This is a genomic window from Nitrosomonas sp. ANs5 (assembly GCF_050584665.1).
In the GTDB taxonomy this organism is placed as follows: Bacteria; Pseudomonadota; Gammaproteobacteria; order Burkholderiales; family Nitrosomonadaceae; genus Nitrosomonas.
The window spans coordinates 1-24,628 of sequence record NZ_JBEUDO010000014.1 but is presented as its reverse complement, the minus strand read 5'-3'; the positions used below and the strand labels follow the sequence as shown (position 1 = coordinate 24,628).

Genomic DNA, 24,628 nt, shown 5'->3' with positions numbered 1-24,628 from the left:
TGCCATCACAATTACAGCTGCTCATTTCCACAATCGGTTTTTTCAATTCTTTCCTGAAAATCTGATTCGTTACCGAGTGTATAATCTATCGCTTATTGGTTTGATATCCAGGCATGATTCGTAAATTTCTGCGCCGTATTTTTTCCTCAAATGCCACTGCTCCTGTGATCGAAAAAGGGTGCCGCACAATTTCATGCGCAGAGCATGGCATTACGTGTAGCCGTATCAGTCCCAGTTCATTGAAAGTCGCTTTGACCCTGCAGCAAGCGGGCTATTCCGCTTATATCGTAGGCGGTGCCGTTAGAGATCTGCTGCTGGGGCTCAAACCCAAGGACTATGATGTCGCAACCAATGCGACACCCGAGCAGGTGCGTGCTGTTTTCCGCCGGTCGCGTATCATTGGGCGGCGCTTTCGCTTGGTGCATGTGATCAGCCATGGTGAAATCGTGGAGGTATCCACTTTTCGTGGCAGTACGCTTGGAGACGCTTCCCGCCCGGACACAGGACAGGCTTCTGCGGACGCTAACGGGCGGCTGCTGCACGACAACATATTCGGCAGTCAGGAAGAAGATGTCAGGCGGCGTGATTTCACTATCAATGCCTTGTTTTACGATCCTGCGACCGAAGAGATCCTTGACTACCTGGATGGCTTTGAGGATGTCCTGTCCAAACGGCTGTGCATGATAGGTGAGCCCGAACAGCGTTACCGGGAAGATCCCGTCCGGATGTTGCGGGCAGTTCGTTTAGCGGCCAAGCTCGGCATCCAGATCGAAGACAGGACGGCTGCCCCGATCGGGGATTTGGCGCCTTTACTGCAGAATGTGCCGCCGGCCCGTTTATATGATGAAATGCTGAAGCTACTGTTCTCCGGCCATGCACTGGCTGCAGTGGTGGATCTGCGCGCCCGGGGGCTGCACCATGGGTTGCTGCCGATGCTGGATGTGATTTTGGAGCAACCCCTGGGCGAACGTTTCATCACGTTGGCGCTCAGAAATACCGATGAGCGCGTGCAGCAGGGCAAGCCGGTTTCACCCGGTTTTCTCTTCGCGGCGCTTCTGTGGCATGAAGTCCTGGCCGCCTGGAACGTGCAGCTCAAAACCGGGGAGAGGCCAATACCGGCGCTCTATAAAGCGATGGGAAACGTACTGGCAACGCAACGTGGCCAGCTCGCCATCCCGCGTAGGTTCGATGGGGTGATCTTCGATATCTGGTCCATGCAACCGAGATTCGAATCCCGCGCAGGGCGCAAGCCATTCCGTTTGCTGGAGCATCCAAACTTCCGGGCGGCCTATGATTTCATGTTATTACGTTGTAACAGTGGTGAAATCGACTCAGAACTGGCACAGTGGTGGCAGACATTCAAGAACGCGGATCACACCATCCGTGAGAGCATGCTGCATCAGGAAGTTTCGCCCAAACGGCGCAAAAGACGGCGCAGCCGCCGCAAGCCGGCCGATCATGAAAAAGCCGAAACTGTTCAATAATTGTAAAAGTCATGCCAGCATCCGCTCAAACTCAATCAGCGCCGACCAGGCAAGCCTATATCGCTTTGGGAAGCAATCTGGATAATCCCCTGTTTCAAGTCAGGCGGGCGATGCTGCTGCTGGCCGAACTTGAACATTCACATCTGGTCAAGCGTTCCTCATTTTACCGTAGCGCGCCACTGGGCAAAACGGATCAGCCCGACTTCATCAATGCGGTGGCGCAAATGGAAACGAAATTGACGCCACACCACTTACTGGAGGCACTGCTGGAAATCGAGCGGACGTGCGGCCGGATTCGGACCTATCCGAATGCGCCGCGGATACTTGATCTGGATATTCTATTGTATGATGGATTGCAGATCCAGGATGAAAGGTTGGTTTTGCCACATCCGCGCATGCACGAGCGAGCCTTCGTGCTGCAACCCTTATTGGAAATTACCAGTACATGCATGATTCCGGGGCGCGGCAGCGCGGCTGAGTGCCTGAGCGCATGCAACGACCAATCATTGGAGCGTATTGCATCGTCATGAGTTTACAGCGTTATCGATATATTGCAATCGAGGGGCCGATCGGTGCGGGAAAAACCAGCCTGGCCCGCAATCTGGCGGACCGACTGAAGGGCGTCCTGGTCCTGGAGCAACCGGAAGCCAACCCGTTTTTGGAAAAATTCTATGCGGATATGCCGCGCCATGCGCTGTCCACACAGCTGTTTTTTCTTTTTCAGCGCATGCAGCAGCTGCAGGTCATGCGCGACCAGATGTTCGCCCAGCCGGTTGTCAGCGATTTTCTGTTCGAGAAAGATCAATTGTTTGCCGAGGTCACGCTCAGTGAAGCGGAACATGAACTCTACAAACAGCTGCGGGCGCATGTGCAACCGCATGCCGCCCCACCAGATCTGGTGATTTATCTGCAGGCAGCACCTGAAATCCTGATCAGGCGTATCAGGCAGCGGGGGAGTGTTCTGGAGCAATCCCTGTCGGAAGACTATCTGGTACGCTTGTCGGAGTGTTATATGCGGTTTTTTCACGCCTATGATCAGGCACCGGTCATGATCGTGAACAGCGAGCATCTCAATTTTGCGCACAGTGCCGCCGACCTCGACATGCTGCTGGGGCGTATTGAACGGATGCGCAGCGCGCGCGAATATTTCAATGTCGGAGGATAGCGAGTCGATGGAGCAATCTCCTGCTGTGCGTCTCACCCGAGAAACCTTGTACAAGCTGTACCGGGGCGGCCAGAAAATAGCTGCCTTGACCTGCTATGACGCGACTTTCGCGACGTTGCTGGAAAACGCCGGGGTCGATATCCTGTTGGTGGGCGATTCGCTCGGCAACGTGGTGCAGGGCCACGCCGATACCTTGTCCGTCACGCTGGATGAAATGGCTTACCATACCCGTTGCGTGGCGCGCGGAACAAGCAGGGCGTTCATCATGGCGGATATGCCGTTCGGCACCTCCCAGATTTCTCCCCAGGAAACGTTCCGGAATGCTGCCCGGCTGATGGCAGCGGGCGCGCAAATGGTCAAGATTGAAGGTGGCCGGCATATGGTCGATACCGTCGATTTTATGACTTGCCGCGGTATTCCGGTTTGCGCGCATATCGGCTTGATGCCGCAGTCTGTGCATCAATTGGGCGGCTACAGGCTGCAGGGGCGCTCGGAGATCGAGGCGGGACGATTGCTGGAAGATGCTGCGCTGTTGCAGCAAGCGGGCGCAGCCATGCTAGTGATGGAGCTCATCCCCGCCGTCCTGGCCGAGCAGATTACACAGCGGCTTGCCATTCCAACCATCGGCATTGGCGCTGGCGCAGCTTGCTCCGGACAAGTACTGGTGTTGCATGATATGCTGGGCATTTACCCGGGCACTTCACCGCGTTTCGTCAAAAATTTCATGCTGGGTGCAGAGAGCGTGCAGACCGCGGTCAGCAACTATGTCAGTGAAGTCAAATCCGGCCAATTCCCCGCCCCCGAACATCGGTTCTGAAGATTTTGGGACAAGCCAGCAGCTATGGAAATCATCACTGACATCATGTCGTTGCGGGCGCGTCTGCAACGAGAATCCTCGATTGCCTTGGTCCCGACCATGGGTAACTTGCACACTGGTCATTTATCGCTGGTGCAAATTGCGCGTCAACACGCCGCCTGTACGGTCGTCAGCATTTTTGTCAATCGCTTGCAATTCGCACCACACGAGGATTTCGATCGCTATCCCCGTACGCAGGAGGATGATTGTCGTTTGTTGAAGGAAAACGGTGTCGACATTGTATTTCTACCGGGTGAAAAAATACTCTATCCGGTTTCCCAAACATTCCAGGTATCGCTTCCAGCTATGGCCGATACACTGGAAGGTACCTGTCGGCCAGGTTTTTTCAGGGGTGTGGCGACGGTGGTGCTCAAGTTATTCAATATCGTACAACCGCAAATTGCTGTCTTTGGTCAAAAGGACTTTCAACAGCTGCAAATCATTCGCGGCATGGTCGAACAATTCAATTTACCGATAAAAATTCTCGCGGGAGAAACCGTGCGGGTAGATGATGGTCTTGCGCTCAGTTCCCGTAACAGTTATCTCGATGCGAAGCAGCGTCAGGAAGCCAGCCAGCTGGCTTGGGTCTTGCAACAAGTCAAACAGAGGATCGAGGCAGGCGAGCACAATTTTGCCCGGCTGGAGCAATGGGCTGCCCAAAGATTGCATGAACGCGGCTGGAAAGTGGATTACGTCGCTGTGTGTCATCAGCAAACCTTGTCTCGCGCGGCCGCCGACGACCAGCAATACGTGATTTTGGGCGCGGCCTGGCTGGGACAGACTCGCCTGATCGACAATCTTCTGTTCTCACGGCCATAAAGGCGGTGAGAACAGAAGGTTTCTGGGTGCTTTCAGCCAGCGTTATGATTCACAGCCATACCATTTTGCCCATTTCCAAAGGATGGGTCAGCATCGGATGATAGGGATAAATGCGTAAATAATATTCTTGCCTGCCGCATAGCTCCGGCACGTGGCGCAGTTCAAATTGGTGGGCTTGTGAGTCCAGGGTGCCGGTGCATTCAAACCGGAAATGCTTGAATTGATCAAGCCGGGTTCTTTTGTATTGCCGCGAGAGCAGCAGTTCGACCACGACATCATCCGGCTGCAAACCGTTCAATTTGACGGCAACCTTGAAATGCATTGGCTCGCCAAAGGCGATTCGCTTGCAGGGCGTATCCAGCCGCCGCAGGCTGACGCCGCCCCATGCCGCACGCACCTTGGTTTTCCAGGCAGCGATATTCTGGGCAACCGTGAAATTGTCTTGGGTGTAGCGTACGCCCTGTTGACTGGCGGGAATGTAGAATTTCTGAATGTATTCTTCTACCATGCGCCGGGCGCCATAGCGTGGGATCAGGGTGGCCATCGAATGTTTGGCCATTTTCACCCATTCGGCAGAAAAGCCGGATTTACCATGGTCATAAAAGAGCGGAATGACTTGATCCTGCAGGATCTCATAGAAAGAGCGGCTTTCTTCGGCATCCCGTAATTGCGGCTCCAGTTGTTCTGATACCGGCTTGACTCCCCAGCCGTTCTTTTCATTGAAGCCTTCGCCCCACCAGCCATCCAGGATGCTCAGGTTGAGCGTGCCATTGATACCGGCTTTCATGCCTGATGTGCCGCTGGCTTCCAGTGGATAGATCGGATTGTTGAGCCACACATCGACACCTGCGACCAGCCGTCGCGCCAGGCGCAGGTCATAACCTTCCACCATCAGGATACGCCCCTCGAATTCCGGCATGGCGGCGACTTGATTGACGCGCCGGATCATATCCTGGCCGGGATGATCGGCTGGATGCGCCTTGCCAGCAAAAATCAGCAGTACCGGCCGCTCCTGATCGAGCAGGATACTGCGTAACCAATCGAGATTTTCGAACAGCAAGGTGGCACGCTTGTAGGTGGCGAATCGGCGGGCAAAACCAAGCGTCAATACATTGGGGTTGATGGGATCTGCGAGTTTTAGCAAGCGCTCGAGATGGGCATCGGAGCCGTGATTACGGATATTCTGTTCGGTCAGGCGCGCACGAATACCGTAAAACATTTGCGACTTCAAGGTCTGGCGCACACTCCAGAAAATATGATCAGGAATGGTATCGGCACGTGACCAGAATTCGGGTTCGCATAGCTTGCTGCGCCATTCTGGGCCCATGTGACGGTCAAACAGATCCGCCCATTCCTGTGCGAGAAAAGTCGGAATATGCACACCATTGGTGATATGGTCGACCGGATTTTCTTCTGCCTCGATCTCCGGCCAGAGGTCATGGCAAATTTTGGCGGAAACACTGCCATGTATTTTGCTGACGCCATTGTGCATGCGTGACATGCGGATGGCCAGCGCTGTCATGTTGAAATCGTGGTCATTGTCGGTATGACCAAGTGCCATGAATGTTTCCCTGGAAATCTTCAATTCCTGATAAAAACTTTCGAAGTAATGATGCATCATCGCTTCCGGAAAATGATCATGGCCTGCCGGTACCGCAGTATGGGTAGTGAATACCGTGTTGACTGCGACAGCTTCCATGGCGCTGGCGAAATCCAGTCCTTGCTGCACGAGCTCGCGGGCACGTGCCAGCATCATGAAAGCGGCATGGCCTTCATTGCTATGCCAGATGGTGGGTTTGATCCCGAGCGCTTTCAAGGCGGCGACGCCACCGATACCGAGAATAATCTCCTGTTCGATGCGCATGGTTTTATCGCCCCCATACAACTGATGGGTAATCAGGCGATCATGCTGGGAATTTTCCGGCAGATCCGTATCCAGAAGATAGAGAATGACACGTCCGATTTGCGCTTGCCATATTTTGGCCGTTACTATCCGGCCAGGAAACCTGATTTGCACTTGCATATCCGAGCCGTCTGCGTGTGATACGGGTGTTACCGGCAGATCCTCGAAATCCGAATCGCAATAGGTAGCGAGCTGGTTACCCTGGCCGTCGATCATCTGAGTGAAATAGCCTTGCCGGTAGAGCAGGCCGATTGCCACGAATGGCAGGCATATATCGCTCGCTGCTTTGCAATGATCGCCAGCCAGAATACCGAGACCGCCGGAATAGACCGGCAGGCTTTCATGGAAGCCAAATTCGAAGCAAAAATAAGCGACCTGGTCATGTGCCTCAATACCTTCAACCGTGCTGCAGTGAATGGATGTCGAATGATAGGAATCATAGGCGGATAAAATACTGTTGTAAAAGCTGAGAAAGGCCGGGTCTTCCGAGGCAGCCAGCAGCAACGATTCATCGACCCGTCGGAGAAAAGCCTTGGGGTTGTGTCCAACCATTTCCCATAGCCGTGGATCCAGCCGCGAAAACAACGCACGGGTGGCGCGATCCCAGCTGTACCAGAGGTTGTTGGTCAATTCCTCCAGACGGGACAGCCGTTCGGGTATCTTTGGATTGACGGTGAGCATGAAGGTTGTTCGTTTAGCCATTGAAGCGACTCCTATGATTGATGAAACGTGTGCACATTCAAAGCGCGAACATATGCGTGCGGTAGTACTTGAGTTCTTCCAGTGAATCATAAATGTCCGCCAACGCTTCGTGTTTGCCTTCCTTGTTGAAGCCGGCCATGATTTCCGGTTTCCAGCGTTTTGCAAGCTCTTTGAGCGTGCTGACATCCAGATTGCGGTAATGAAAATAAGCCTCCAATTGCGGCATCGAGCGCGCCAGGAAACGCCGGTCCTGACAAATCGAATTGCCGCACATGGGCGAGACGCCAGCTGGCACATACTGTTGCAAGAAGGCCAGCATCTGCGCTTCCACCTCGGATTCTGATAGAGTGGATGTCTTGACCTTGTCAATCAGGCCAGATTTGGAATGCGTGGATTGATTCCATTTATCCATGCCGTCCAGGACGCTGTCTGGCTGGGAGACGACCAGTACCGGCGCTTCAGCCAGTACATTGAGTTGGGCATCCGTGATCACCAGCGCGACTTCGATGATGCGATCGGTATCCGGACTTAATCCGGTCATTTCCATATCTATCCAGATGAGGTTGTTGCTATCTTGTGCCATAATCAATAATCATGAATTTTAAAAATTGGATTGTGTCATATTGTTATATACCCGTCATGGTTTGATGCTGTATGCCATGGAATACGGTGTTAATGAAAAAATAATTTCCGATCACTTCTTTCAAATCATCGACTTCCAAGCCTATGCAAACCTTTACATATATTTTTATCGCCGCTTTGTTACTGACTACCTTAACGCAGTTGTGGCTGGCGACCAGGCACATGCGCCATGTCATGGCGCATCGGGACCGGGTACCGGACGCTTTCGCAAGCCAGATTGATCTGTCGGCACACCAGAAGGCGGCCGACTATACCTGCGCCAAGGTTCGTTTGGGCTATCCCAGCGTGTTGTTGCATGCCGTGTTGCTGCTGGCGCTCACTCTGGGTGGTGGGCTGACATGGCTATCCAGTTTCTGGTCCGGCTGGCTCATACACCCGCTTTGGCATGGCATGGCGCTCATTTTCAGCACCATTGCGTTGTTAAGCCTGGTAGAAATTCCTTTCAGTTATTACCGTGCTTTCGTGATTGAACAGCAATATGGCTTCAATAAAATGACGCCCGGCATGTTCTTCTCGGATCTGCTCAAACAGTATACGCTCGGACTGTCGTTGGGTGTGCCCTTGTTGTTCTGTGTCTTGTGGTTGATGGAGCAGGCGGGGGAAAGCTGGTGGCTTTATACCTGGCTGATCTGGGTTGTCTTGAATCTGTTTCTGCTGGCGGTGTATCCTAACTGGATTGCACCGTTGTTCAACAAATTTTCTCCCTTGGAGAATGAGTCGCTCAAGGCACGCATTGAAACGCTGCTCAAGAAATGCGGCTTTGAATCCAGCGGGTTGTTCGTCATGGACGGTTCACGCCGCAGCAGCCATGGCAATGCCTATTTTACCGGCTTTGGCAAAACCAAGCGAATTGTCTTTTTTGATACCTTGTTGAGCCGCCTGGAACCCGCAGAGATCGAGGCGGTGCTGGCGCATGAACTCGGACACTTCAAACGGCGTCATGTCATCAAGCGCATCGTCCTATCATTTGTGGCCAGCCTGGTTTTTCTGTGGTTGCTGGGTTATCTGATGCAGCAGGCGTGGTTTTATCATGGATTGGGCGTCGAGGTGGCAACCATACCCTCAACCGCGATGGCATTATTGCTGTTTTTCCTGGTCATGCCGGTCTTTACTTTCCTGCTGCATCCTCTGACCAGCCTATATTCACGCAAGCACGAATTCGAGGCGGATGAATATGCAGCACAGCAGGCCTCGGCCGCTGACTTGATCCGGGCGCTGGTCAAGCTTTATCAGGATAATGCCGCAACGCTCACGCCCGATCCGTTGCACTCGGCTTTTTATGATTCGCATCCGCCGGCTGCGATCCGGGTCGCGCATCTCAAAGAACTGATACCAACCGGAGCGACCACATGACACAAAATTGCGATTTGACCCACCGGAAATGCAAGCCCTGCGAAGGCGGTGTGCCTCCATTAACTGCAGAAGTGGCAGCAGAGTTGTTGCAACAGCTGGCGGGCTGGCAGTTGGCTGACCAAAAAATCAGCAAGATCTTTTCATTCAAGAATTATTATCAAACCATGGCGTTCGTGAATGCGGTCGCCTGGATCTCACATCGTGAAGACCATCATCCCGATATGACTGTTGGTTATAACCAGTGCCAGGTGGAATACATGACGCATGCCGTCAACGGGCTGTCAGAAAACGATTTTATTTGTGCGGCGAAAGTTGATATGTTGTTCAAGATTTGAGCACCCAGTGCGCTGGCCGGAAGAGCGATAGCTCACATCGTCTGGTTGGCCAGATCACGGCTGCCTATGGGCGCCGCTACGATGTTGAAACTTCTGCCGGCATTGTTTATTCGTGCGTGATGCGTGGAAAGAAAACGGGTGTGGCATGCGGGGACCGGGTCGAGTTCCTCCTCACGGCAGCCGATCAGGGGGTCATCGAAACCATTCTGCCGCGCACCAGCCTTTTTTATCGCAGCGACGCTTTCCGCGAGAAGCTGATTGCAGCCAATGTCACGCAGCTGGTGTTTGTCATCGCTGCTATTCCAAGTTTCGACCTGGAGCTGCTCGACCGCTGCCTGATGGCGGCCGAGAGTCAGGACATCCAGCCACTCATTCTACTGAACAAGGCCGATCTGACTGAACCGAGCCAGGCGGCCAGACAAGCATTGGGGGTGTATCAGGCATTGGGTTATCCCCTGCTTGAAATCAGCGCCAGAATCACAATCGAACCGCTGATTCCGTATTTATCAGGCCAAACCAGCCTGTTCGCCGGGCAGTCCGGCATGGGCAAGTCTACCCTGCTGAATGCGCTGATACCCGAGGCGCGGCAGACGACCGCGGAAATTTCGGATGCGCTCGACAGTGGCCGACATACAACGACCCATGCCCGTTTGTTCAGACTGGATGCTGACAGCTATATCATCGATTCGCCCGGCTTTCAGGAATTCGGCCTGCATCAGTTGAACGAACAATCTCTGGCATGGGGATTCGTTGAATTTCGCCCTTATCTGGGGCAATGCCGATTTCGCAATTGCCGTCATCTTGCGGAGCCGGGTTGCGCCGTGTTGGAGGCGGTCCAGGCGGGCACCATCCACGCCAGACGCATGGCTTGCTACCATAAACTGCTGCGCGGCAGCATCAAACGATAGGCGCTGGACGGGTGATGAAAAAGTGGCACGTAGGGTAGGAATGCGCAGGCGGCACGCTCGGAAGCATGCCGCCTACTTGTTCAACTATGTGCCTCTAGACAATTTCAACAGGCGCTATGCACCAAACTGAAAAAGGTACAGCCTCCTAGCCAATATCAGAGCCTGATCGTCCTGGCTTAGTGCAGGCTGATCAGCTCGACATCGAATACCAGGGTCGCATTGGGCGGAATCACTCCCCCAGCACCCTGGGCGCCATAGGCCATGGCAGGTGGAATGATCAAGGTGCGCTTGCCACCGACTTTCATGCCTTGCACGCCCTGGTCCCACCCCTTGATGACGCGACCGGAACCCAGCAGGAATGAAAAATGATTGCCCCGGTCATGCGAGCTGTCGAATTTCTTACCTCTCTTGTCTTCAGCCGCAGCGTCATACAGCCAGCCGGTATAGTGGACATTGACGGTTTTGCCTACAACTGCTTCTTCGCCGGTCCCGACCTCGACATCGATTTTTTCCAGCGCCATGACATCAGAATCCGCATGAGGCGAAGCCATGTGTTCTTTGTAAGCGTGTGTGTTCATGGATAACAAGCATCCTCCCAGTAATATAAAGCCAAGTAATAAAATGTTTGATTTGATCATAATTTTCTCGCTAAAAAATAAAATTATTGATTGAATCTGTTCAATCGTTTGTACAGTAAACGGCGCACCTGCCTCACCAACTGGTCCACGGGTGCGGCTGGCACGGTCGTCCCCATTCTCCCTTGCATGCTTCGCCGGGCTGCCGTGACTAAGATACCATTTTATCGTGCGATCACGATACCGATCGTAACCAGCACCCCATCGACCTGATCGGTACAGGCGGCCAATGGCTGCTGGACAAGCCGGTGCTTTCGGGTTGATTTCAATATAGCCACGCTTTGCGACCATATCGTAACAGATGGCTGCGCCTGGGACGGCCTGCCGCCCCCGCTTTGATCATTTTGTCATATTTCTGCAGCAAACCTGTCATTCATCTGAAATATTGGCTAACTAGAATGGCGATTCAACGCAATGAATCACTGGGATTTTCGGGATGAATGACAAGGACAGCCAATGCTAGCTAAGCAAGCGACTCGTGGCACTTATTTATTACTGCTTGGATTACTGACAGCAACGCCTGTCAGTGCGGAGAAGTTCGATGATCTGGCGCAATCGCTGATCCGCCTGCGCGGCGAGGTCGAGGAATTGCAAACTCAGCTGGATACAGAGAAGCAGGACCATAAAAGCAGAATGGATGCATTGAGTTCACAAATGGCGGATTTGAGCATCGAAAATCGTCGCCAGAAACTCGCTCTGGAGAAAATGGTGCAGGCGCTCGAGAAATTGCAGGCGGCCAAAGAAGCCAAGCTCAGCAGTGAAGAAGTGCTGTTGCCGGTTGTCACGGCGAGTTTGGAGAATCTGCGTGCGGTGGTTGCCGATGGCCTGCCTTTCAAAACCGATGAGCGCCTGGCAGAGCTGGACAGTTTAAAAACCCAATTGGAGAGAGGGAATCTGGATCCGAAGCGAGCCGCCAACCGGATTTGGGCGTTCATCGAGGACGAAATCCGCTTGACCCGAGAGAACGGCCTATATAGCCAAACCATTGCGCTAAATGGCAAGAATGTCCTGGCGGATGTAGCCAAGCTCGGCGCCATGTTCATCTATTTTCAGACCAGCGAGAACCAGGTCGGCATGGCCCAGAGAAAGCCGGGTGGCTGGCAGTTTGTCGAACTGAGCGATACGGCGGCCAAGCAGCGCATCAATGCTTTATTCGATTCGCTGAAGAAGCAGATTCGCCAAGGCTATTTTGAACTCCCTAATCCTTTCGAGTCCTGACATGATACGCGCCACGCAACTATTTATCTGTTATCTCATACTCTGCTGGCTGCCAGCCTCGATCCTCGCACAAAGCAAGATCGAGCAACCGTCTGAGCAAGGCCCTTCCGAGGCGCCTGCGCCGGGCACAAAGCCTGCAGCCAAGCAAGTGAATCCTCCCGATACGCCTTCCGATACGGAAACATTGGCAGCGGCCTACAAAAGAGAATTTGCATTTCTGGCCGAGCAGAAACGTGAACTGAATGATCGCCTGCGTGAGTTCCGGACCAGGAGTGGGCAGACAGAACAAGCCTTGCGGCAGCGTATCAGCGTGCTGGAACGGGAGAATCTGAGTCAGGCCAACCAGGAAGACAATTTAAGGACGCAACTGACGACCGCCGAACACAAGGAAGAAAGTCTGCACGAACGCAGCGAGCTGCTGGAAATGACCTATTCCCAGGCAAACAGCACCTTGAAAAAATATCAGCGTGCGCTGGACAAGCACGCGACGTTTGTGGACGGCGAGGAGGATGGCAAGCTGAGCCTGGTTTTTGCCGCGGCCGATGATTTGCTGAAGGATTTGAGCGTGGTGCGCAAAACCCATGACAAGTTTTTCCTGCTGGATGGGACCGAAACCGATGGCCAAATTATTCATATTGGGAATATTGCCGCCTATGGCGTGAGCAATCAAGGCAGTGGCATCCTGGTGCCAGCCGGGAACAATCGCTTCCGGCTATGGGCAGAGCCCGCAGCGGATATCGCTGAAGGCCTGCTGAATGGCAATCGCCCGCCCTTGCTGAAAATGTATTTGTACGAATCAAGAGAGCGGGCGATTGATATCACCACCGAAAAATCGGTTATGGAAATTATCGATTCCGGCGGTCTGATCGGCTGGGTAATCGTCGCCTTGGGGCTGTTGGTCGTGATTTTGGTTGTTGTGCGAACCGTGATTCTGTACAGCAAAAACCTGCGGGCTAAAGCCATCCGTATCGAGACCTTGCGCTTGTTGGCCGATCAGCAGGTTGAGCAAGCTTTGAATTACTGTCAGAGACAAACAGGGCCTTTCGCGCGTTTGCTTGCTGCCATTATGACCCATGCCAAGGCCGAGCGTGATCATCTGGAAGATGTCATTTCAGAAACCCTGCTGCATGAGTCTGCGCCGCTCAATCGCTTCGGCGCAACAATCCTGGTGATCGCGACGATTTCACCGTTGCTCGGTTTATTGGGAACGGTGACGGGGATGATTTCAACCTTCGACATCATTACCGAGTTCGGGACTGGCGATCCAAAATTGTTATCGGGCGGTATTTCCATTGCCCTGGTCACGACGCAACTCGGCCTGATTGTTGCCATTCCGGCGGTACTCGTGGCAACCATGCTCAACAGCTGGGCTGAAACCATCAAGCGTGAGCTGGAAGAAACTGCGCTCAAAGCGAGCAATCTCGTGCTCGGCAATGTCCCGCAGGCAACGCCTGCAGCCAGCTCGGATATCACCAGACAAACCGTTGATGACGGACTCGCTGGCGGCGCGATGGGTTATTCGGCTATCTGAAATACCGCGCTCTCCAACTTATGTTCCGCTGTAAGTCTGCCCAAGAAAATCGGCCATCACCATGCTAGACGTCATTTTAGAACTGGAGCAATTTTTTGAGGCAGGTGGTTTTGTCATGCCGCCCTTGCTGATTGTAACCATGCTGTTGTGGTACTGCCTTGGCTACCGTTTCTGGATTCTGAAACGGCGCGGTAAATTCGGCCCGCGTGAGCTGGTCAGGCAGGGGCTGCGGGGTGTAAACACTTGCCCATACGACCTGGTCGAGGAAGCCGCGATGGTCGGAGCGGGCTTGGTCAAGTGCCGCGTGCGGGATTTGCGGCGCTGCCTGGATAGCGAATTCATTCGTTACGAGATAGAAATCATGCGCTTCAGCCCGATCATTAATACCGTTGTCATTGTTGCTCCGCTGCTGGGCCTACTCGGCACGGTCAACGGCATGATCGAGACATTCAACTCGTTGGCCGACATGGCGCTGTTCGCCCAGTCGGGCGGCATCGCGGGCGGGATTTCCCAGGCGTTGTTTACCACGCAACTGGGTCTGGTGGTCGCGGTGCCGGGTTTGTTGTTCAAATCGATGCTGGACCGCAAACAGCGGCGCATTCAAGCCGAGCTTGCCCAAATCAAGGATCTGTATTGCTCAGCAATTCACATGAAATAACTTAGGGCTCGTTAATGAATAACTTGGGTATACGTTGTTGCGTATTCGGGAAAGATGTAAGGCGAGAGGTGAAGCCGAATGGTCGTTTCATTCGCAAGCCTCGCAACGCCGGTATGCGCCAAAAGCGACCCCAGCGTATGCTCAAGTTATTCATTAACGAGCCCTTATTAGCCAGGATGAACAGATGAGATACCGAGAAAGAACTGAAGCGAGCGGCACTCTGGATATTTCGCCACTGATCGATATCGTTTTCATATTGTTGATCTTTTTTATGGTGACCACCACGTTCGTAAAGGATATGAAGCTGGAATTGGAAAGACCGAATGCATCCAGCGCATCGCCTGCATCGACCAAGGCCATCCGTCTCTATATCGACAAGGCTGGGGATACCTATCTGGATGGAGAACCCATTCGTATCTGGCTGATACAGAGTAAGCTGCGCGACTTGCTCAAGGCTTCTGCCGAAGCCGGCGTGCTGGTCGTCACTGACGAGGGCGTCCCGGCAGGCAAATTGGTGGAGGTTGTCGACCAGGCTCGTTTGGCAGGCGCCAGGAATGTGGGCGTCGCAACCCAGAAAGAGGCGGGTTAGGAGAGCAGACTGGTGACGACATCCCTTTTGACTATTGGCCGTGGCAAATATGTTTCCGGCGGGCTGGGCATGCTGTTTGGACCGATTCTGGTCTTTGGTCTGGTGTTGCTGATGAATCGTTACCTGGGCGAATTTGAGCGAGCGGCGCCGGAGAAAAGTACTGCCATGGAAATTACCAAGCTGGAAAAGCCCCAGCCAGTCAAAAAAGTCGAGCGGCCCAAACCCAAAACACCTCCCCGGCAGGCACGTGTGGCCCCCCCCTTGTCCGGCCTGGATTCGTCCCTGTCAGGTATCGACATGGGTTTGCTGGGTCTGGGGATCGGCGATATGTCGGCGGTCGATGAGAGCTTGCTGGGCAAGACCGGCGCATCCGTCATGACGGAAGATTCAGTTGATACCCCGCCCCAGCCCAGAAGCCGCAGCCGTTTCGTCTATCCAAAGTCGGCCAAGAAACGCGGGATAGAAGGTTACGTTGTACTTTCCATCTTGATCGATCTGAATGGCTCGGTGGACAAAGTCCAGGTGCTTGAATCCTCCCCAACCGGGGTGTTTGATGATGCTGCCATCGCCGGCATCAAACACTGGCAATTTTCACCGGCACTCTATCAAGGCGCGCCTGTCAAGGTGTGGGCCAAGCAACGCATTCGTTTCGGTTTGGAGTAAGCGCCATGCTGCAGAATCAGATCAAACACCCCTGGCAAAGATTGTTGCAATTGATTGGCGTCTTGCTGCTGTGCTGCCTCGTGTGGATGGCACCGGCCGTCGCGGACAAGCAACCCGCGCCCGAGGCGGATTTTTTAACTCTGGCCGCCACGCTGGTCAAGGACGGGCATAACGAACGTGCCTTGAGGGCGTTGCAGAATATCGATCTGGAGCAGAAGGATCTCGATCTGATGCGTTATTACACAGTGCTGGGTCTGGCGCAGCTGGGACTACAGGATTTGGCCGGTGCCAAGGTCAGTTTTCATCAAGCGATCGAGCTGGGGCAAACCGAACCGGTGATCTTCATTTACCTGGCGCAGGCGCATTATGGTCTGGAGGAATACCGCGCGACGATCCAGGCCGTCGAGCGCGCGGGTGACAATATCAAGAGTTATCCAGTCCTGCTGGAAATGAAAGCCCAGTCGCATTGGCTGCTCAAACAATATGACGCTGCCTGGCGTGCCTTGCAACAGGGCAATCACTATTTCAGCGACGATGATCGCTTTATCCGGCGGCAGGCATTCTATGCCATTGAACTGGAATTGTTCCGGCTCGGGGCGGAATTAGGACGCGGTTATTTGCGGAAATCTTCAACCAGACCCGAGGACTATATCGCGATCGGCAATGCGCTTCGCCTGAGCCGCCAGTTCGATGAAGCTGCCATGATCCTCGAAGGTGGACGATTGAAATATCCCGCGCATCCTGTCATTGCCAAGGTATTGGCACACACCTATCTGGATCAGGGCCTGATCAACACCGCAGCAGCCATCATGGAGCAAGCGGCGGCATTCGATGCGTCGTTCATTAGCGAAGCGGCCGAATTATACCGGCGCGCCGGCCGTTGGTACCGAGCCCTGGCACTGAATGAGCGCATATCGGATCAAAGCGTCAAGCTCAAACAACGCTTGGCCATACTGTTGGGCCTCAAACGCTACGAAATGATCGTGGGCATGGAAACGGCCTTGCAGCGCGCACATTTGCTCGATGATCAAAATATTCGTTATGCCCTGGCCTACGCCGCCTTCGCGATCGGCAACTTTGACCAAGCCCGGCGGCATCTGGACCCAATCAAGCAACCTGATTTATTCAAACGCGCAATCGAGCTGCGTCGATTGATGCAGGATTGCGATGCAGACAGCCTGAAGTGCGAATCCGTTTAGCCATCCGAAGCCAGTCAGCTGACAACAACATTCGCTATTTGTAAATTTTCTTTTCATCAAAGACCATTCGACCTGACTCGCCCATGTGCCAATACTGCCGATTTTTGCTGCTGATCATTGCCGCCTGCACAGCCATGATCGCTCATGCTTCCAGTGATGCCATTATTTCGGTTTATTTGTTTGAAAACGGCAAGCCATTATCCCAAATCGAATTCAATGCCGGCCCGGGGCTGCAAGTGGTGACTGACAGCAATGGCTTCGCAACGCTCAAATTACCGGCAGGCGCATACCCAATGCATTTTCAACAAGGTGGCAGGACGCTGGCAAGTTGGGCGCTAACCCTTACTGCGGGAGAGAATGCCCAGGTAATTGTTACGATTTTCCCCGATGGCCGTCAACCGCTTATCGATATTGCAACGTCGAGTATGGCCTCCCAACCGGCCGACGATCCAGCTGCCGCCAGCTTGCGAGTTGATGGCAAGGGCTTTATCGAAGGCGTGGTGTTGTCGGCAGAGAATAAGCAACCGATAGCGGGAGCGCAAGTATTTGTCAGCGGCATTGCCGGCGAATTACGCAGCGGGCAGGATGGATCGTTCAAAATCGAGGTACCCAGCGGTGACTACAGCATTTCCATCATGCATCCCGATTTCAGTGCGCAAGTGCGGGAGGGCATCAATGTTCTGAAGGACAGTGTCCGCAAGGAAATCTTTTCGATGGCACCGGCCGGACTGGAACTGCCCGAGTTTGTGGTGCTGGAACCCCATATTGCGGGCAGTATCGCCTCTGTCGTGGAAGAGCAGCGTAGCAGCTCGGCGGTCGCCAATGTGCTGGGCGCAGAGCAGATCAGCCGTTCCGGTGATTCTGATGCAGCCAGTGCGCTGCGGCGTACAACTGGCTTGACCTTGATTGGCGGCAAGTTCGTGTATGTGCGGGGGCTGGGAGAACGCTATTCGAGCACGTTATTGAACGGCGCCTCTATTCCTTCTCCTGATCCGACCCGGCGGGTGGTGCCGCTGGATTTGTTTCCGACCAGCGTGCTTGACAGCATACTGATCCAGAAATCCTACTCGGTCGACCGCCCGGGTGAGTTTGCCGGCGGAACCGTGGAAATGCGCACCAGAAGGCCACCGGATGATTTTTTCTTCCAGTTTACCTATCAGTTCGGGTTGAACCAGGGGACCACTTTTACGAACGGTTTGCGCTATCGTGGTGGCGGTCTTGACATGTTTGGTGTCGATGACGGCACGCGAAAAATGCCCGCATCGCTGTCGGCAGCGACCGCCGGCGGGAAGCAGCTGACACAGCTTGCGCCGACCAACCCGACCGGCCTGACGCAGGAAGCACTGCAAAAACTGGGCAATGATTTATCCGGGGTCTGGGACATCAACAAGAAGCCTATCGGCCCCGATACGCGCATCAATCTGGCCATTGGCGATTCCTTTCATAAGGGAGATTTCTCGTTCGGTTACACCAGTTCCGTGCGTTGGGTCGATAAATGGAATTCTCAGCGGGAGATTCAACGTTTCTATGCGCCCACCACTGGCAACAATTTGGAACTGATTGTCGATAATGAAGTTAACTTTACCGAGCGCGAAGCCAATCTAAGCGGCTACCTGGGATTGGAAGCAGGCTATACCGATGATCACTCTATTTTTGCCAATACCTTGGTGTTGCGGCAAACACAGGATGAAGCACGCATCACCGAGGGTTGGTCCGATTCGGAAAATTTCGTGATCCGTCGGTCACAGTTGCAATACATGGAGAATAGTTTGATTGTCGGCCAGATCGGGGGGATGCATCGCTGGAAAGCGCTCGCCGACCTGGAAACCAACTGGTTATGGACACGCTCGAATGCCGGGCGGAAAGCGCCCAATGAAAGATCATACCGGTTCGACCAGATTCCAGGTGGTGATGGAAGATTCTTTTTTACCCGGCGGGCTGACAGCAATCAGGCCAATTTTTCCAAGCTGGATGACAACGATGAAAGCTTCCGGCTTGATGTCAAGTTACCGCTTGATTTCCACCAGGATTATCGATTTGCGCTCCAATCCGGGTTCATCAAGCAATCGCGGACCAGGGATTCCCAGATTCGCCGCTTTAGTTTTGGTGCGCTGGGTCCGGATGCCAGGCGCCAGGATGTGCTGGGATTGGGGTCGCTGGAAAAGATTTTGAGCCCTGAGTTTATCGGCCCGAATGGTTTCCAGTTGCGCGAATCGACCCGGGCGACCGATAACTACGTCGCGACTCAGGACTTATTCTCCTATTATGGACAAGGTGATTTGACCCTGTTCGATAAAATGCGGTTGACAGGAGGTTTAAGGGTCGAGGACAACGATCAGGTTGTGTCCACATTCGAGTTGTTCAGCCCCAATCGGGATCCACTGGAATCCAAGCTGGTGCGCAAGGATTTGCTGCCTTCTGCGTCGGCCACCTGGTTTATGACTGATAAGCAGCAATTGCGGGCCGGTTATTCGAGCTCGATTTCACGTCCCGATTTCCGGGAATTATCCCCCGCGCCTTTTCTCGATCCGGTTAGCGACCGCGAGACCCTGGGCAACCCGGATCTGGAGCAGGCGAAAATCACCAGTTACGATGTACGCTGGGAGTATTATTTCTCCGCTAACGAAAGCATGAGTCTGGGCGGATTCTGGAAAGACATCACCAATCCGATCGAGTTGATCATCTTGCCCGGGCCGGGCGGGGTGCTGACGTTACAGAATGCGAAACTGGCCAAAGTATATGGATTGGAGGCAGAAATCATGAAACACCTGGATTTCATCCATCCCAACCTCAGGCATTTCTATATCGCCAGCAATTACACCTGGTCGAAATCCAGAATTGAATTGAAACCTGAAAACATGGTTGCACAAACGACCAATTTCCGGCCACTGCAGGGCCACTCACCTTATGTTTTCAATTTCCAAATTGGCTACGACAATCCCGACAGGGGCATTATGGCAACCTTGCTGTATAACACGATTGGCAAGCGGATCTCTGAAGTTGGTTCGCTCGGTGCGCCGGACAAGTACGATCAGCCGATGCATCGGGTTGATCTGGTTTATCGTCATCAATTGTTCAACAACATGGCGCTTACCCTCAACATCCGTAATCTGCTGGATGACCGCATCAAAGTTACTCAGGGCAGCGAATTGGCCCGCAGTTACCGTATGGGGCGCGATTTTAGATTGGGCTTCGTCCTGGATTTTTAAACTCTCAACCTTCATCGAAACATGCAGCAGAACAGAACCTTTACTTGCCTGGCGCTATCGGCGTTACTGACGGCTGCGGGCTGCACCCAACCCGCAAAGCTCAGCGAAGCGGAAAAGCAGCAGAATCTTGCCAAGCAGCAATGTCTGGATGACATCGACCAGACCGAGATAGAACGGCTGTCCGTACGAAGCGCGGCCTTTGATGCGGAAATCGAGGCCTTATGCAAGGCTGGCGAACGCGAACTGGCGCAGAGCCGGGCGCTCTTATACAGCCAACAGTTGCTGGCCGATCCGATATTGCGAGCGCTGCGGCAATGCGGCAAAGACATCAACGCTTTGCTGCCCATAGTGATCACCGAGCCAGACGAAACCGGACAGGCAGTCAGTCAGATGCCCCATGTTTGCGACCAGCAGCCCCGGCCCAAACGGCGCTGGAGACAATTTACCGTATGGCCTTGATGAAGACGGCATGACCGCCGGGTTCGCGGGAATGGCCGGGCCAACGGACGCGGGTGCGCTTGCACACCATAAAACCGACGATGGAGTATTCCATGCTGTATGCATTGCCTCACAAATTGTTGGTTATCGATTGTCATCAAACAGTCAAGAATCTGTCACGGTTCTGTAAAGCGGCGTCAGTAGACTTGAAAAACTAGGCTGGATTGTGCCCCTCCACAGTTCAGCCCCAAATTTTTCTTTTTAACTAAGGGTCTATTGATATGAGCCAATCTCGCGTGTTCAAACAAACAGCCATCTCGCTTGCCATTCTGGGCGGGGCCTTATTTCACACCTCGTCGGCAGTTGCAAATGCCCAGTACGATCCCGCCACCAATTCAGTCATCATCGAGGCAGTCGACGTGCCTTCGAGCAAAAGTCATGTCAATGCGCCGACCTTCCGGGCAGTATTGAGACTGGTCGCATCCGGCAGTTCGGATATCGAACTCGAGCTGACTGATGCAAATGTCATCTCAACCCCAAGTGCCGAACGTGCACATTTCGATCCGGTATTTGGTCAGGTCTATCTGCCCAATATCGATGTTGGCGGCACTAAGTTCAATGCGGTGCTGGAAGTGGTGCCCAATGCCAACCCGCTTCGTTTCCGGGTAAAAGGTCTGCATGAGCAAGCCTTCACCGGCTGTCCCGCGTTTGCCAGACCTTCCGAGAATGTGCCGAATGCATGTGTGCTGGAAGGCGAATATAATCAAGATATTACCCTCACGAACAATACTCTATGGATCGTGGGTGGTGGCGTATTCATCGGTGGTGACCGGGTAAACAGCGCTACGCTGACAATCGAACCCGGCACCCGCCTGATTGGCCGCTCCGGCCTGGATTTTCTGTATGTGCGTCGCAATTCCAAGATCCATGCCATTGGCACGCCACAGCATCCTATCGTCATGACGGGTCCGAACGAGCAATTGCCAGGTGAATGGGGGGGGCTGGTACTGGCCGGCAATGCACCGGCAAACGGTTGCGCCGAGGGGGTTGCCGTCTGTGAGCAATTAGACGAAGCCCTGACCACACCTTATGGTGGCGGCAATCCACATGACAACAGCGGTGTCGTGAAATATGTTTCGATTCGCTATGCCGGTTTTGAAGTCCGTCCCGACGAAGAGCTTAATTGTTTCACTATGCTGGGTGTGGGTGATGGAACTACGATCGATTTTGCCCAATGCCATATGGGTGCGGACGATGGTTTTGAGATGTTTGGTGGGACAGTTAACCTGAAGCATTTGGTAGCGACCTATAATGACGACGATGGCTTCGACTGGCAGATCGGCTGGGTGGGCAAGGCACAGCATGTCTTGGTCATCAATCTGCCAGATGGCAGCGATGCGGGCATCGAGGCTGACAACAATGAACGGAACCACAACAGCCTGCCGCGTTCGCTGGGGAAAGTGTCCAACTTTACCTTGATCGGTTCAGGTTCCGGTGTGGATGGCCATGGCATCGTGCTCAGACGCGGTACCGCCGCCAACATCTACAATACGGTCGTGACCGGTTTCGGGCGCTCCTGTATTACCCTCGACAACACCGCAACATTTGACCATGCCGGTTTCCCGGGCAATCTGAGCGGCAGCCTGACGATGGAAAACAGCTATGTCAATTGTGATGTCAATTTCAACGATCGTCCGACCGAGCCTTTCCTGGTCAGTGATTGGTTCAATTCGCAGCCGGGCAATGTCGCCGGTGACCCGCAGCTGAATGGCTACCTGCCGGCAGCAGGCTCGCCATTACTGACAGGCGGTGCGCCGGTGCCTAATGATTCATTCTTCGATCCGGTCAATCATATTGGCGCTTTTGCCGATGCCAACGATGACTGGGCCAAAGGCTGGACGTTTGGTTTAGAGTAATTACAGTCCGACCCTTGACGGTGATAGCCAAGACTGCACCTCGCAGTCTTGGCTTCTTTGCGCGCGGCAGGCCAGAGGCATGGCTATCGTTTCTGATCCAGCGGAATTTGCGGCACGAGGCGTTTTATATGCTAAATGGTTAACGTCCGCTGGACAGCCGCTACCCCGAAGACGAACCATTTTCTTGACAAAATAAATGGTCTCTTTATAATCACGTGCTTGTTAAGAAACAAAAGTCTGAAAGACAGAGCGGGAATAGCTCAGTGGTAGAGCACAACCTTGCCAAGGTTGGGGTCGCGAGTTCGAGCCTCGTTTCCCGCTCCAATAAAACCAGATATTTGTTCTTGGCGTTTCCAAATCACAACATCTTTCTCATGCTAATTAACGTTGTAAAGCAAGCAACGTTTTTCCAGTGATTACGGCGGGGTGGCAGAGTGGTCATGCAGCGGCCTGCAAAGCCGTCTACGCCGGTTCGATTCCGACCCCCGCCTCCAAAAATATATCAGCAACAATCGCCCGGGTGGTGAAATTGGTAGACACAAGGGACTTAAAATCCCTCGGACCTTAAAGTCCGTGCCGGTTCGATTCCGGCCCCGGGCACCATTCCATATAAGGTTCAATCAGTAACAAATCATGCAATATCAATCAATAAAGTGGTTTTTGCTGATACTACTGGTGTAACAAAATACCGCATTTATCTTATAATCACTGCGCCATGATTACATCACAAGTATGGCTACTTTCCAGAAGAATCATAGGTGTCAGACTTGAATGGTTTTTTTCTTTCACTCACACAAAAGACAATCAAGTTATTGTGCAAAGGATCTAAGTGGACCTTGCGGGTTGCACGAGTTCGATGATCTCCATGCGGTTGTTGGCATCAGGATGCCTCGCTGACGGTCCCTCCGTGAGAATCACCAGATTCCCCTCTATTCCATGGTGCCTGAGCCATTTGCTTGTGTACGCTTTCCAGTCTTGAGGATGCTCCCTTTCATGAACCGGGTAAATACCCCATGAAAATTGCAGAGCCTGGCAGGTTGTTTCCTGGGAACTGACGGCGACAATCCACACAGAAGGCCTGAAGCGAGCGAGGCTTCTGGCCGTGGCGCCGCTTTTGGTGGGAATGAATACGGCCGCCGGGGATGCATAGGCAAGACTTGCCTCAACGCCGATGGCTATGAGGTGTAACGGGCGAAGCTTCCCCCTCAGATCAACCCCTTTAAACAACTCTTTTACAGTAATTTGATTTTGCTGGGGTTCGATGGCCGCAGCGATTTTCACGAGCATCGCCACGGCATCCACCGGATACTTCCCCATGGCGGACTCTCCGGAGAGCATCACGCAGTCGGTGCCGTCCAGAATTGCATTGGCCACGTCCGTCGATTCGGCCCTGGTGGGCCTTCGGAAGGTTGTCATGGATTCGAGCATCTGGGTCGCGGTTATCACGGGCTTCCCAAGGATGTTGGCCTGCCGCATCAAGCGCTTCTGCGCGACAGCCATTTGTTCGATCGGTATTTCCACCCCCAGATCCCCTCGGGCAATCATGATCCCATCCGCTTCGTACAAAATGCTTTCTATTTGATCCAGGGCCCGGCTTCGTTCGATTTTGGCGATGATGAAGGGGTTGTGTCCCATATTCGTGGCCGCCTCGCGGACTTGTGCGATGTCCTTCCCCGACTCCACAAAGGATTGGCTCACAGCATCCACACCCTGCTCCAAGGCAAAGCGGAGGCATTCCTTGTCCCAGTCCGTGAACGCCGTGATCCCCAAATCGATGCCAGGGAGATTCAGACCTTTACGGGAACGCAACTCGCCTCCCACAACCACTTTGCAGCGCACATTTTCCTGAGCAACCTGCAAAACCTCCAGTTGGATAAAACCATCGTTCAAGTACAGGGCATCACCTGGTTTGACGGCATTGGGAAGGCGTGAAAAATTGACCGACGCACCTGTCACATCCCCGAGAATCTCTCTGGTGGTGAGAGTGAAAATTTCTCCGGCCTCAAGTTCCACGGGCTCTTTTCTGAGCTTCCCAATGCGCATCTTGGGGCCGCTCAGGTCCGCCATGATGGCCAGCTGGCGGTTCGTGGCACGGGATGCGGCACGCAGGTTGTCAATGGCCCTCTTGTGACTCTCAAAATCCCCGTGGGAAAAGTTGAGTCGTGCCACATTCATTCCAGCCAGCAACATCTGCTCCATCACCTGCGGGGATTCCGAAGCCGGCCCGATGGTGCAGACGATCTTGGTTTTATTTTTTGGTAAAGCCATTTTCGTCCTTCTGAAACGTTGCTTCTGCGCAATGCAAAGAAGGATGCCTCCAGGTTACACCCCAACAACAGGGCCAGGTCGATAATAAAGAAAAATAAGTTTATACTGCATCCTATGTCAAGGCCACTTCGTTTAGC

General features: G+C 53.5%; 21 protein-coding genes and 3 tRNA genes. 20 read left to right on the top strand and 4 right to left on the bottom strand.

The features are described from left to right. The first annotated feature begins 113 nt into the window (after positions 1–113). From pcnB to panC, 5 genes are read left to right on the top strand one after another with little or no spacing between them, the layout of a single operon-like run. Positions 114–1,484 carry a polynucleotide adenylyltransferase PcnB gene (gene pcnB / locus ABTW62_RS05240; protein WP_430903531.1) on the top strand — a complete coding sequence of 457 codons (1,371 nt, stop codon included), beginning with the start codon at positions 114–116 and terminating at the stop codon, positions 1,482–1,484. 11 nt (positions 1,485–1,495) lie between these two features. Next, a complete protein-coding gene (folK, locus tag ABTW62_RS05235) occupies positions 1,496–2,014 on the top strand; it encodes a 2-amino-4-hydroxy-6-hydroxymethyldihydropteridine diphosphokinase (RefSeq protein WP_430903530.1) in 519 nt (172 codons plus the stop codon). Beyond that, on the top strand, positions 2,011–2,649 hold the full coding sequence (locus ABTW62_RS05230; protein ID WP_430903529.1) for a deoxynucleoside kinase: 639 nt from the start codon (positions 2,011–2,013) through the stop codon (positions 2,647–2,649). Before folK ends, ABTW62_RS05230 begins: the two co-directional genes overlap by 4 nt. A gap of 7 nt (positions 2,650–2,656) precedes the next feature. Then, positions 2,657–3,466 (top strand): 3-methyl-2-oxobutanoate hydroxymethyltransferase, encoded by an 810-nt coding sequence (gene panB / locus ABTW62_RS05225; protein ID WP_430903528.1) that lies wholly within the window; start codon positions 2,657–2,659, stop codon positions 3,464–3,466. A 24-nt stretch (positions 3,467–3,490) separates the two neighbouring features. Next, positions 3,491–4,324, top strand: a complete 834-nt coding sequence (gene panC / locus ABTW62_RS05220) for a pantoate--beta-alanine ligase (protein ID WP_430903527.1) — start codon at positions 3,491–3,493, stop codon at positions 4,322–4,324. A 49-nt stretch (positions 4,325–4,373) separates the two neighbouring features. Here the strand turns inward: panC and glgP are convergent, their stop codons facing one another. Both glgP and orn read right to left on the bottom strand, forming a co-directional pair. Further along, positions 4,374–6,929: an alpha-glucan family phosphorylase gene (gene glgP / locus ABTW62_RS05215; protein ID WP_430903526.1), complete on the bottom strand. Its 2,556-nt coding sequence runs from the start codon at positions 6,927–6,929 to the stop codon at positions 4,374–4,376. A gap of 37 nt (positions 6,930–6,966) precedes the next feature. Then, complete coding sequence (gene orn / locus ABTW62_RS05210; RefSeq protein WP_430903525.1) at positions 6,967–7,512, bottom strand: oligoribonuclease; 546 nt, start codon at positions 7,510–7,512, stop codon at positions 6,967–6,969. 143 nt (positions 7,513–7,655) lie between these two features. On the opposite strand from orn, the gene ABTW62_RS05205 reads away from it, so the two are divergent. Genes ABTW62_RS05205 through rsgA form a run of 3 tightly spaced genes read left to right on the top strand, consistent with a single transcriptional unit; the run spans position 7,656 to position 10,167 of the window. Further along, positions 7,656–8,924: a M48 family metallopeptidase gene (locus ABTW62_RS05205; RefSeq protein WP_430903524.1), complete on the top strand. Its 1,269-nt coding sequence runs from the start codon at positions 7,656–7,658 to the stop codon at positions 8,922–8,924. After that, complete coding sequence (locus ABTW62_RS05200) at positions 8,921–9,259, top strand: 4a-hydroxytetrahydrobiopterin dehydratase (protein ID WP_430903523.1); 339 nt, start codon at positions 8,921–8,923, stop codon at positions 9,257–9,259. The genes ABTW62_RS05205 and ABTW62_RS05200 overlap by 4 nt, the downstream gene beginning before the upstream one ends. After that, positions 9,256–10,167, top strand: a complete 912-nt coding sequence (gene rsgA, locus ABTW62_RS05195) for a ribosome small subunit-dependent GTPase A (protein WP_430903522.1) — start codon at positions 9,256–9,258, stop codon at positions 10,165–10,167. The genes ABTW62_RS05200 and rsgA overlap by 4 nt, the downstream gene beginning before the upstream one ends. Positions 10,168–10,343: 176 nt before the next feature. Here the strand turns inward: rsgA and ABTW62_RS05190 are convergent, their stop codons facing one another. Then, positions 10,344–10,745 (bottom strand): FKBP-type peptidyl-prolyl cis-trans isomerase, encoded by a 402-nt coding sequence (locus ABTW62_RS05190; protein ID WP_430903521.1) that lies wholly within the window; start codon positions 10,743–10,745, stop codon positions 10,344–10,346. 513 nt (positions 10,746–11,258) lie between these two features. Here ABTW62_RS05190 and ABTW62_RS05185 point away from each other — a divergent pair. The 12 genes from ABTW62_RS05185 to ABTW62_RS05130 all read left to right on the top strand — a co-directional run bounded on the left by ABTW62_RS05185 (position 11,259) and on the right by ABTW62_RS05130 (position 22,826). Continuing rightward, positions 11,259–12,020 (top strand): DUF3450 family protein, encoded by a 762-nt coding sequence (locus tag ABTW62_RS05185; RefSeq protein WP_430903520.1) that lies wholly within the window; start codon positions 11,259–11,261, stop codon positions 12,018–12,020. A 1-nt stretch (position 12,021) separates the two neighbouring features. Beyond that, entirely contained in the window at positions 12,022–13,551 is a 1,530-nt protein-coding gene (locus ABTW62_RS05180) for a MotA/TolQ/ExbB proton channel family protein (RefSeq protein ID WP_430903518.1), read from the top strand. 61 nt (positions 13,552–13,612) lie between these two features. After that, positions 13,613–14,209 carry a MotA/TolQ/ExbB proton channel family protein gene (locus tag ABTW62_RS05175; protein ID WP_430903517.1) on the top strand — a complete coding sequence of 199 codons (597 nt, stop codon included), beginning with the start codon at positions 13,613–13,615 and terminating at the stop codon, positions 14,207–14,209. Positions 14,210–14,393: 184 nt separating this feature from the next. After that, a complete protein-coding gene (locus tag ABTW62_RS05170) occupies positions 14,394–14,798 on the top strand; it encodes an ExbD/TolR family protein (protein WP_430903516.1) in 405 nt (134 codons plus the stop codon). Positions 14,799–14,810: 12 nt separating this feature from the next. Continuing rightward, positions 14,811–15,461: a TonB family protein gene (locus ABTW62_RS05165; RefSeq protein ID WP_430903515.1), complete on the top strand. Its 651-nt coding sequence runs from the start codon at positions 14,811–14,813 to the stop codon at positions 15,459–15,461. 5 nt (positions 15,462–15,466) lie between these two features. Beyond that, positions 15,467–16,660: a tetratricopeptide repeat protein gene (locus ABTW62_RS05160; RefSeq protein WP_430903514.1), complete on the top strand. Its 1,194-nt coding sequence runs from the start codon at positions 15,467–15,469 to the stop codon at positions 16,658–16,660. A gap of 83 nt (positions 16,661–16,743) precedes the next feature. Next, positions 16,744–19,869, top strand: a complete 3,126-nt coding sequence (locus tag ABTW62_RS05155; RefSeq protein ID WP_430903513.1) for a TonB-dependent receptor domain-containing protein — start codon at positions 16,744–16,746, stop codon at positions 19,867–19,869. Between the two features lie 21 nt (positions 19,870–19,890). Next, positions 19,891–20,328: a hypothetical protein gene (locus ABTW62_RS05150; RefSeq protein WP_430903512.1), complete on the top strand. Its 438-nt coding sequence runs from the start codon at positions 19,891–19,893 to the stop codon at positions 20,326–20,328. 260 nt (positions 20,329–20,588) lie between these two features. Then, positions 20,589–22,223, top strand: coding sequence for a hypothetical protein (locus tag ABTW62_RS05145; protein ID WP_430903511.1), 1,635 nt, complete (start codon positions 20,589–20,591; stop codon positions 22,221–22,223). Between the two features lie 249 nt (positions 22,224–22,472). Next, positions 22,473–22,547, top strand: a tRNA-Gly gene (locus tag ABTW62_RS05140). Positions 22,548–22,643: 96 nt separating this feature from the next. Next, positions 22,644–22,717: transfer RNA gene (locus ABTW62_RS05135), tRNA-Cys, on the top strand. A 20-nt stretch (positions 22,718–22,737) separates the two neighbouring features. After that, positions 22,738–22,826, top strand: a tRNA-Leu gene (locus ABTW62_RS05130). Between the two features lie 222 nt (positions 22,827–23,048). On the opposite strand, the gene pyk is transcribed toward ABTW62_RS05130, so the two are convergent. After that, a complete protein-coding gene (gene pyk / locus ABTW62_RS05125; protein WP_430903510.1) occupies positions 23,049–24,491 on the bottom strand; it encodes a pyruvate kinase in 1,443 nt (480 codons plus the stop codon). Positions 24,492–24,628 lie beyond the last annotated feature (137 nt).

Bases quoted from the DNA above. Each gene is read 5' to 3' on its own strand.
- ABTW62_RS05170 (WP_430903516.1), top strand. From the start codon at position 14,394: ATGAGATACCGAGAAAGAACTGAAGCGAGCGGCACTCTGGATATTTCG.
- ABTW62_RS05200 (WP_430903523.1), top strand. From the start codon at position 8,921: ATGACACAAAATTGCGATTTGACCCACCGGAAATGCAAGCCCTGCGAA.
- folK (WP_430903530.1), top strand. From the start codon at position 1,496: ATGCCAGCATCCGCTCAAACTCAATCAGCGCCGACCAGGCAAGCCTAT.
- ABTW62_RS05160 (WP_430903514.1), top strand. From the start codon at position 15,467: ATGCTGCAGAATCAGATCAAACACCCCTGGCAAAGATTGTTGCAATTG.
- ABTW62_RS05175 (WP_430903517.1), top strand. From the start codon at position 13,613: ATGCTAGACGTCATTTTAGAACTGGAGCAATTTTTTGAGGCAGGTGGT.
- ABTW62_RS05185 (WP_430903520.1), top strand. From the start codon at position 11,259: ATGCTAGCTAAGCAAGCGACTCGTGGCACTTATTTATTACTGCTTGGA.
- panB (WP_430903528.1), top strand. From the start codon at position 2,657: ATGGAGCAATCTCCTGCTGTGCGTCTCACCCGAGAAACCTTGTACAAG.
- ABTW62_RS05145 (WP_430903511.1), top strand. From the start codon at position 20,589: ATGAGCCAATCTCGCGTGTTCAAACAAACAGCCATCTCGCTTGCCATT.
- ABTW62_RS05180 (WP_430903518.1), top strand. From the start codon at position 12,022: ATGATACGCGCCACGCAACTATTTATCTGTTATCTCATACTCTGCTGG.
- ABTW62_RS05155 (WP_430903513.1), top strand. From the start codon at position 16,744: ATGTGCCAATACTGCCGATTTTTGCTGCTGATCATTGCCGCCTGCACA.
- orn (WP_430903525.1), bottom strand. From the start codon at position 7,512: ATGGCACAAGATAGCAACAACCTCATCTGGATAGATATGGAAATGACC.
- ABTW62_RS05230 (WP_430903529.1), top strand. From the start codon at position 2,011: ATGAGTTTACAGCGTTATCGATATATTGCAATCGAGGGGCCGATCGGT.
- ABTW62_RS05205 (WP_430903524.1), top strand. From the start codon at position 7,656: ATGCAAACCTTTACATATATTTTTATCGCCGCTTTGTTACTGACTACC.
- ABTW62_RS05150 (WP_430903512.1), top strand. From the start codon at position 19,891: ATGCAGCAGAACAGAACCTTTACTTGCCTGGCGCTATCGGCGTTACTG.
- panC (WP_430903527.1), top strand. From the start codon at position 3,491: ATGGAAATCATCACTGACATCATGTCGTTGCGGGCGCGTCTGCAACGA.
- pcnB (WP_430903531.1), top strand. From the start codon at position 114: ATGATTCGTAAATTTCTGCGCCGTATTTTTTCCTCAAATGCCACTGCT.
- ABTW62_RS05190 (WP_430903521.1), bottom strand. From the start codon at position 10,745: ATGAACACACACGCTTACAAAGAACACATGGCTTCGCCTCATGCGGAT.
- pyk (WP_430903510.1), bottom strand. From the start codon at position 24,491: ATGGCTTTACCAAAAAATAAAACCAAGATCGTCTGCACCATCGGGCCG.
- glgP (WP_430903526.1), bottom strand. From the start codon at position 6,929: ATGGCTAAACGAACAACCTTCATGCTCACCGTCAATCCAAAGATACCC.